Origin of the sequence: Streptomyces prasinopilosus (genome assembly GCF_001419695.1) — a bacterium.
Lineage (GTDB): Bacteria > Actinomycetota > Actinomycetes > Streptomycetales > Streptomycetaceae > Streptomyces > Streptomyces prasinopilosus.
Window position 1 is genome coordinate 1 of record NZ_LIRG01000102.1, and the last position, 8,492, is coordinate 8,492.

The window sequence follows — 8,492 nt, forward strand, 5'->3', positions numbered from 1 at the left end:
GGGCGCATCTTAGACGGGGACCGGCACACCCCGCTCCCCGTCTAAGATGCGCCCCATGAGTTATGGGCAGGGGGGACCTCCTTCGCAGTGGGATCCCTGGAAACCGCAGTCCCAGCAGCCCTGGAGCGGCGGGGGCGACAGTGGCCAGGCACCGGACTGGGCCGCCCTCGCCGAGGCGTCCGAGACGCGCCACAAACGACGGCGCCTGCTGTTCATCGGCGGCGGCGCGGTCGCCACCGTCGCGATCGGCACGGCCGTGGCGATGGCCGTCGTCTCGGCGAACGGCGGCAACCAGGCCTCCGACCCGTCCTCCCAGGCGCCGGCGACCGCGGGCCTGCCGAGCCCCACCGGCACGGTCCCGTCGTTCGCCCCGACGAGCGCGCCGCCGCCGCTGGACCCGAAGGACTTCGTCTCCAGCGCCCAGAAGGACCGGGCGCCGCTGAACCCGGACGTCCTCTTCCCGGGCACGCAGCTCACCATGGGCGAGACGGTGTACAAGAAGGGCCCGACGGCCGACACCCGCAACTGCGCCTCGGCCGCCAAGGCCACGCTGCCCAAGGTCCTCACGGACAACGGCTGCGGCCGCCTGATGCGGGTCACCTACACCAGGGACGGCATCGCGGTGACGGTGGGCGTGGCCGTCTTCGACACCGAGGCCCAGGCGGCCAAGGTCAAGCAGCAGGCCGACGCCAGGAGCATCGTCAAGTCCCTCGCGGGCGGCGGTGTGAAGGAGTTCTGCGACGGCGCGGTCTGCCGCTCGACCACCAACTCCTACGGCCGTTACGCCTACTTCACCCTCTCCGGCTTCACCGCGGCCAAGGACGTGACGGAGAGGGACCAGGCGGTCTTCTCCACCGGCAACGATCTCGCGGAGTTCACCTTCCGTCAGATCCGCCGTCGCGGCGAGGCCCAGGCCTCGGCCGCCGCGGAGGGGTGACGACGGCCGGACGCGCTCCCGGGACGACCGAGCACCGGGGCACCGGGCCGGGTCCGGCCCGGTGCTCGGGTACCCGGGTGCTCCGGTGCTCCGTCGTCCCGGCGCCTCACAGCCGCTTCGCGCTGCGCAGCGTCTTCGCGTAGTAGCCGTTGCCGTCCAGCCGGGAGACGCCGCCGATGTCGCCGATGGTCGGGCCGTTGACCTCCTCACGGCTGGACACGAAGATCAGGTGGCCCTCGGTGTCGTAGCCGAGGACCATGCCCACGTGGTCGAGCCGCTCCTTGGTCCGCGCGTCGAGCTTGAAGAAGACCAGGTCGCCGGGCTGGAGCTGGTCGATGTTGGCGGGCCGGTCCTCCGCGGAGACCCCGGTCAGCGGCAGCACGTCGGCGCCCAGCTTGGAGCGGGCCATGCCGTTGGCGGTGCGCGGCAGTCCGTCGCCGGTGGAGGCGTCCGAGGACATCAGGGGGTAGCGGGCCCGGTAGCCGAGCACCATGCGGATGAAGCCGGAGCAGTCCAGGGCCCTGGCCCGCATGGTCTCCGGCGCCCCGATGACGCCGTCCCGGAACGGGTACGGGACGCCGAGGAAGTCGTAGAAGTCGGACTGCTCCAGGCGCAGGTCGCCGCCCTCCGCGCCGGTGGTGTTGAGCGGGCCGAAGTCGGCGTCGCCGGCGTAGACCGTGCCCTGCTCGTCCTTCTTGTCCGGGGCGCCGGCCACGTACTGGAAGGCGAACGCGAAGAGGTCGTCCTCCTCACTGTCCTTGTTCTCCGCGTACCAGTCCTTGAACCACTGTTCCTTCTCCGCGCCCTTCTTCCACGCCTCGGGCATGATCCGGACCCAGTCGCGGGTGGACACCTTGGACTTGGTCGCGGCCGGCTCCTGGAAGGTGCGGGCCTTCCCGGTCAGCGTCGCGGTGCGCGACCCGTCGGTGAGGACCGCGACGATCTGCCCGTCGCCGCCGCGCAGCACCGAGCGCGCCGGGTTCTCCAGCCGGGACCAGGTCGCCTTGCTGTCGTCCGCCCCGCCCCCGGAGCCGCCGGTGCCGTCGAGGACGCCGACGTTGCGGACCTCGGTGACCCCGGGCACCTCCTGCTTGCGCAGCTCCACGGTGAGGTAGCCGGACGCCGCGACGAGTGTGAGCACCACCAGTCCGGGGACGATGTGGCGCGTCTTCTTCTTCCCTTTCCCTGCCATCGGAATGCTCCTCGGTTGTGGTCAGACGGTGGGCATGACGCCGAGCAGCAGGCCGGCGGCGATGACGATGTAGGCCATGAGCGACACGGTGCCGGTGGCCAGCAGGGTGGGCCCCTTGGGCTGGCGCACCAGCTGGTAGGCGATCAGACCGGGCACGATGAACCCGAGGGTCTGGTTGCCGTACAGCAGCGGGAACTCGAGCGAGAGCACGATCATCACGGTGCCCTGGAGCAGCACGCCCAGCAGGACGACCGCGGCGAACAGCCGCTTGCCGTACAGGATCACCAGTCGCTGCATCACCTTGGTGCCCGCGTAGGTCAGGGCCGTCACGCCCACCACCATCGCCGCGCGCTGCAGGTCCTCGATCAGGGTGAGCGCCAGCCAGCCCGGGGTGATCATGCCGCCGGGCGACAGGTTGGTGGTGAGGTAGCACAGCAGTGAGAAGAACAGACCTATCGCGATGCCCAGAGCGGCCATCTCGGGAGTCAGTGCGGCGGTGATCAACGGGGTCTCCGGGCAGGTGTGCGGAAGGAAGGGGGGCGGTCGGCCCGCGGTGGGTCAGCGACGCGGAGGCGGTCCGCCGCCGTCCTCGTCGGTCGGGTACCGGGGCCCGCCGTCGGGCTGCTGGTCGTGGTGCGGCCGGCCGTGCCGCTCGGGCCCGTGCTCCTGGTACTGCCCGTACTGCGGAGGCCGCTGCCCCTGCTGGGGAGGCCGCTGCCCGTACTGCGGGGGGCGCTGCTCCTGCTGGGGAGGGCGCTGGCCGTACTGCGGAGGCCGCTGCCCCTGCTGCGGTGCGTGCTGGGCGCGCCCCTGTTCGTGCCGCTCACGCCGCTCGTACGGCTCACGCTGCTCGTACCGCTCGTGCTCCGCGTGCTGCGGGTGCTGCTGGTACTGGCCCTGCCGCGGGAACCGGTCCTGCGGGGCGTACCGGTCCTGCCGTCCCTGCTGTCCGTACGGACCCGGCTGCCCCTGCTGACCCGGCTGCCCCTGGGGCGCGGCCTGCGCGGCCGTCCCGGGTGCCGCCTGCTGGGCGGCGCGGCGGCGGATGAGCGGGATCTCCTGGGTACGGGAGGCCTGGTAGCGCTCCTCGTACGCCGTCGGGTAGGCGGCGAACGGGTCCAGGCGGGGCGCCTGCTGCGCCGGGACCGCGGCGGCCGGGGCCTGGGCCGTCCGGTCCGGGCCGTCCGGCTGCTCCGGGCCCGCCGGCTGATCCGGGTCGGGCGTGTCGTCCGCGGGGAGTTCGGCCAGGTACTCCAGCAGTTCCTCGCCCTGGCCGTGGATGTTGCCGATGGCGACGAGCGAGGAGCCGTCGGACATGCGGCCGAGCAGTTCCGGCATGAACTCGTGGGCGTCCCGGCGGTCGCCGCCCAGGTCCACCGCGCGGTCCCGCCACTCGGCGGGGATGGCGTCGATGGCGCTCTTGGCGGGGTGCCCGATGACGAAGACGTTGTCCGGCTGGAGGTCGGGGACGATCTCGCCCATCTGCCCGTTGCGCTCCACGCGGTCGGGGCGGCAGTTGATCACGACGTTCAGCGGGCGGCGGATGGCGCCGAGGTCGAGCAGCTGGTTGATGTTCATCAGCGTCGACTCGGGGTCGTTGGCCGCGAAGACGTTGGCGAAGGCCAGCCGCTTGTTCTCCTCGGTCACGTACTTCTCCACGGAGAGCACACCGGGGTCCGGCGGGGCGTCGTACATGCCCTGCAGGGCGACCTCGCGTTCCACGCCGAGCAGCTCGGCCACGACCAGGGCGATCGCGACGTTCTCCTTGAAGGTGAACCAGCTGAAGCCGCGCAGCTCCTCGTCGGTGACCATCTCGGGGTCCGCGTAGATCAGCTTGCAGTTCCGGGCGTCCGCCTCCTCCTGGAGGATGTCGAAACGATCCTTCTCGGCGGTGACGCAGATGCCGTCCTGCGGCATCGAGCGGCACAGCGAACGGGCCACGTCGTCGAGCGTGGGGCCCATCTCGGCGAGGTGGTCCTCGCGGACGTTGCACAGCACGCCGATCGTCGAGCGGATCAGCTTGCTCTGGTTGACCTCCTGGAGGGCCGGCATGACCGCCATGCACTCGATGACGAGCGCGTCGGGCCGGTACGCGGCGGCCCGGCGGACGATGCCGATCTGCTCCACCACGTTGGCGATGCCGAACTTGCGGTAGACCGGCTCCTCGGTCGCGTCCGGGTGGATGAACCGGGCGGCCGTGCCGGTCGTCTTGGCCACCGTGGTCAGGTCACCGCCGCGCAGGGCGCCGGCGCACAGCCGGGTGATGGAGGACTTGCCGCGGATGCCGTTGACCAGGACCCGGGACGGTATGGAGTGCAGGGCGGCGTAGTGCCGGCGCTGCTCGATGACGCCCGCGACGAACAGCAGCAGGCAGCAGACGAGCAGGGCGCAGTAGAGGTAGAGCACGGCGGGTCACCTTCCTCCGGCGCCGAGCCGGGGTTCACCGGGTCGGGGCTCGGTCGGCCGGGGTTCGGCGGGTCGGGGCTCGGCGGTTCGGCGGGGCTGCTGCTGCCGGCGGGCCTGGAGCTGCTGGCGGATCAGTTCGAGGCTGCGGACGACCGCTCCCACCTCGTCGTGGTACGTGGGGTAGAGCACCGCCTTGAGGTCGCCGTCGGCCAGCTTCTCGGCGCTGGTGGCGAGGGCGCGCAGCGGGCGGGCGACCACGAGGTGCACCCAGCCCAGGCAGACCACGATCGCGGCGAGCCCGAGCAGGCCCGCGAGCACGCTGCGGTCCTCCCGCTCGTACGCGGTGATCTGGAAGCGGTCGGCGTCCTGCCAGCTGACCACGGTCCAGCCGGCGTCGGCGGCGACACCGCCGCCGCTGAAGGGAGCCGCGGCCGCGACGGTGACGTTGCCGCCGTCGCGCAGGAGGAGTCCGTTCTCGACGGGTCCGGCGCCGACCCGCACGCCGGCCGCCCGGACCAGGTCGGTCAGGGCCTCGCGGGGCAGTTCCTCGAAGGCGAGGAAGCCGTTGCTGGCGGCGAGGGTCCGCCCCTTCGCGTCCGCCACGCGGACCTCACCGAGGCCGGGACGCTTCAGCAGCGAGTTGAGGAACTCGATCCGCACCTCGCCGACCAGCGTGACGCCCTTCTCCTCCGGTACGGGCGCGCCGGCCTGGACCACCGGCCGCTTGCCGCCCTCCCCGGACACGCGGACCAGCGGCAGGTCCTTGCCGTCGCTCCAGTCGTGCGGGTCGCCGCCGGCGCGGGCCGCGACCTCGCCGTCCGCGCCGACGACGTACAGCGCGGCGTACCGGGTGTGCTTGCGCAGGGCGTCCTCGAGCACGCTCTCGGTGGCGTCCCGGTCGGAGACGTCGACGAGACGGGAGGTGGAGACCAGGTCGGCCTGGGCCTCGTTCAGGGCCCGGCGGACGCGGTCGGACACCAGGTCGGTGCGGTCGCGCTGGTCGTTGACCATGGTGGCGGGCACGCTGACCGAGTCGTCGGTGCGGTTCAGCAGCAGGCCGACGGGCACGCACCACAGGAGGAGCAGCACGGCGGTCAGCACGAGCTGCATCCGGATCCCGAACCGCGTCCGGCCGGCGCGCCTCGTACCGCCTCCCCCGTCGGTGCCGCCGGGGCCGTCCGGTGCGCCCGGGCCGCCGAGCTGGCCCCGCAGCCGTTCCAGGGCGTTGCCGACGCGGGCGGCCTCGCCACCGCGGAAGGTGCCCACGGGCCGGGTGAGGTCGCCGCGGGCGAGCCGGCGGGACTCCAGGAACAGCCGCAGCAGGGGCCGCTGCACCCGGGCCCACAGGAATCCCGCGGCGAGCAGGCCGAGCACCACCAGGGCGCCGGCCGCGATCAGTCCGTACAGTTCCCGGCCGGTGGAGCCGCTCTGCTCGGCGACCACGGGGAGCATGGCGACGACGGTGAGCCCGAGGCCCGCGGCGACGCTGTCCTTCTCCTCGGGGTCGGAGGAGGCCAGGGAGGCGTATCCGGCGGTGGCGATGCGTCCGTTGTAGTCGTCGCCCGTCAGGGTCCCGCTGACACCGGGGTAGCCGCGGGATCCGGGCTCCTTGGCGGTGACGGGGTGTTCCTCGGCCCGCTCGGCCGCTTGGGCGGACAGGTCGGACATCTGCTTCTGGAGGAAGTCGAGCTCCTCCCGCTGCTTGTCGGAGTTCAGTGCCTCCGACTGCTCGAATCCGGCCGTCGCGAGCACCTCGCCGTCCTTGGCCGCGACCGCCATGGTGCGGAACGGGCCGAGCGTGATGGGCGGCACGGACAGGCTGTTGGAGGCGATCAGGAGCTGCTGCGGCTCGTCCTTGCGGTCGAGGACCACCATCGTCATCAGCCGGACGTCACCGGTCTCCAGCCGCACCATGCGCGGGAGGAGGGCGCTCTTCCCGGTGAGGGTCTCCTTGTCCAGCCAGGCGAGCGGGATGCGTTCGCCGCGTGCGGCGAGCACGTCCCCGCTCTCCAGGTCCACCACGGTGGTCCCGGTCCACTTCTGGTAGGTCCTGCCGAGGTCGGAGAGGACGTCCTCGGGCTCGGCCGGCTTCCCGGCGTTCAGCGCGGCGGCGGTGCGCCGCAGGTCCGTGACGCGCTCGTCGATCGAGGCGCGCAGGGCGATCGCCCCGTCCTCGGCGTAGTGCTGCTGGGAGGAGAGCACGGCCTTGGGCACGACGGGGTCGCTGCCGGGGCCGAGCACCTGGGCGGTCAGCCCGGCCAGGGCGAGGATCAGGACGCACAGCACCGCGATCGGCGGACGGATGCCGCCGAGCAGCGGCATGTCCGCCCGTCGGCGGCTGCGGCGCCGCTTCTGTGCCGTGGGCGGCGCGACATGGCTCGATGTCACCGGTGGTCTTCCTTGGTCTTTACGCGAATGCCGGGCGTACGCCGGCGCACCAGGACCGCGGCCGTGCGACGTCGTCACTGAATAGACTGATAAACGCCGACAAGGTTGTATGCCTGGTGCGGACTTCGGGTGTGGGGCCGGTCACTTCTTCAGCGGGAGCTGCTCCAGGCCGTCGCCGCCGGGAGCGCCCCGGTTGTAGAGGAAGCCCCGGGTCCGGTCGATCGCCAGCCGGTAGCGGGCGAGCCTCTCCTCGGACAGGTCGCCGGGCTCGTCGAGCATCAGCTGGGCGTCCACCAGACGGAGGTCCTGCACGGCGCCCTCGGGCACCTCCTCCTCGTCCTCCACCTCCGGCGGGATCTCCACCAGCGTGGTGCGGTAGCGCGCCTTCACGTCCCAGCCCTCGGCGGTCTCCTGGAACTCGAACCAGCCGATGGCCCCTTCCTCGGTCAACCCCGTCGGCGAGGAGTGCCGGGCCACGTGATTGCCAAGGCTGTAGGCGACCCAGGTGCCGTTCACCTTCTGGATCGGCTGGACGACGTGGGCGTGATGTCCGATCACGAGGTCGATGCCGGTGTCCTCACCGATGCGTTCCGCCAGCCGGAGCTGCGCGACGCCCGGCTCGTTGTAGTGCTCGGCGCCCCAGTGGATCGACAGGAGCACCGCCTCGGCGCCCTGGGCGCGGGCATCGGCCTCGGCCTTCTTGATCGCGGCCAGGTCGGTTCCGTTGAAAGCCCAGCTCTGCTTCTCGGGTACCGGGTGGACGAACGACTCCCACGAGTAGGAGAGGTGCGCGACCTTGACGCCTTCGACGTCGCGGATGTTGATCCGCTTCGACTCCTTGACCGACCGCGCCGACCCCGTGTGCCCGAGGCCCACGTCGTCCATGGCGTCCAGCGTGCGCCGCACGCCGTCCATCCCGTGGTCGAACGTGTGGTTGGAGGCGGTCGAGCAGGTGTCGTAGCCCACGTCCTTCAGCGACCTCAGGACCTGCGGCGGGACCAGGAACTCCGGGTACCCCTCGAAGGGCCCCTCCGGCTTGCCCACGGGGGTTTCCATGTGGCAGATCGCCAGGTCCGCCTTGCTGATGACGGGCTTCACCCCGGCGAGCAGCGGCCCGAAGTCCAGGCCCTTCTCCCCCTTGCCGGTCGCCTTCGCGTCCTTGGCCGCCTGTTCCACCAGTTCGGGGTGGATGAGCACGTCGCCCGCGGCGGCGACGGTGAAGGAACGCCCTCCCGGCTTGGCCTGGGGCTCCACCGAACCGTCGGCGGTACCGCACGAGGCCAGCAGCCCGGTCAGGGCGACCAGGGTGGCAGCCACCCGAACCTTGGGGAGAGACTTACGCAGTGTCACACGGTCATATTCACATGGTCCTCACAGCCCCTACGCCGATTACCATTACGAGACAGTCACGTTTCTTTCCAATTATCGCCCTAGTGCTACTTGTTCTGACATTGACGGGTTGCCAGGCGGACACGGGGGAGGAAACGGGGGATAACGTTCCGGCGTCCAGGGAACTGGTGGACCTCCGTGGCCGCGTCCTCACGTACACGAAGTCCTTCAGGCCCGGCG

6 protein-coding genes are annotated in these 8,492 nt (G+C 71.6%); 1 reads left to right on the top strand and 5 read right to left on the bottom strand.

Annotation, left to right across the window (positions count from 1 at the left end):
• Positions 1 to 55: 55 nt before the first annotated feature.
• Complete coding sequence (locus AOK18_RS05620) at positions 56 to 937, top strand: hypothetical protein (RefSeq protein ID WP_055570341.1); 882 nt, start codon at positions 56 to 58, stop codon at positions 935 to 937.
• Positions 938 to 1,043: 106 nt separating this feature from the next.
• On the opposite strand, the gene AOK18_RS05625 is transcribed toward AOK18_RS05620, so the two are convergent.
• The 5 genes from AOK18_RS05625 to AOK18_RS05645 all read right to left on the bottom strand — a co-directional run bounded on the left by AOK18_RS05625 (position 1,044) and on the right by AOK18_RS05645 (position 8,240).
• A complete protein-coding gene (locus AOK18_RS05625; protein ID WP_055693590.1) occupies positions 1,044 to 2,129 on the bottom strand; it encodes a C40 family peptidase in 1,086 nt (361 codons plus the stop codon).
• 21 nt (positions 2,130 to 2,150) lie between these two features.
• Positions 2,151 to 2,633 (bottom strand): poly-gamma-glutamate biosynthesis protein PgsC/CapC, encoded by a 483-nt coding sequence (locus AOK18_RS05630; protein ID WP_055570339.1) that lies wholly within the window; start codon positions 2,631 to 2,633, stop codon positions 2,151 to 2,153.
• A gap of 54 nt (positions 2,634 to 2,687) precedes the next feature.
• On the bottom strand, positions 2,688 to 4,535 hold the full coding sequence (gene pgsB / locus AOK18_RS05635; protein ID WP_055693591.1) for a poly-gamma-glutamate synthase PgsB: 1,848 nt from the start codon (positions 4,533 to 4,535) through the stop codon (positions 2,688 to 2,690).
• Between the two features lie 6 nt (positions 4,536 to 4,541).
• The gene (locus AOK18_RS05640; protein ID WP_055693592.1) at positions 4,542 to 6,857 is read right to left on the bottom strand and encodes a HAMP domain-containing protein; all 2,316 of its coding nucleotides are present in this window, start codon (positions 6,855 to 6,857) and stop codon (positions 4,542 to 4,544) included.
• A gap of 207 nt (positions 6,858 to 7,064) precedes the next feature.
• Complete coding sequence (locus tag AOK18_RS05645; RefSeq protein WP_055693593.1) at positions 7,065 to 8,240, bottom strand: CapA family protein; 1,176 nt, start codon at positions 8,238 to 8,240, stop codon at positions 7,065 to 7,067.
• Between the last annotated feature and the right edge of the window lie 252 nt (positions 8,241 to 8,492).

What these genes read in the sequence shown, in the direction of transcription:
- AOK18_RS05620 (WP_055570341.1), top strand. Translation starts at nt 56, where the DNA reads ATGAGTTATGGGCAGGGGGGACCTCCTTCGCAGTGGGATCCCTGGAAA.
- AOK18_RS05625 (WP_055693590.1), bottom strand. Translation starts at nt 2,129, where the DNA reads ATGGCAGGGAAAGGGAAGAAGAAGACGCGCCACATCGTCCCCGGACTG.
- AOK18_RS05640 (WP_055693592.1), bottom strand. Translation starts at nt 6,857, where the DNA reads ATGCCGCTGCTCGGCGGCATCCGTCCGCCGATCGCGGTGCTGTGCGTC.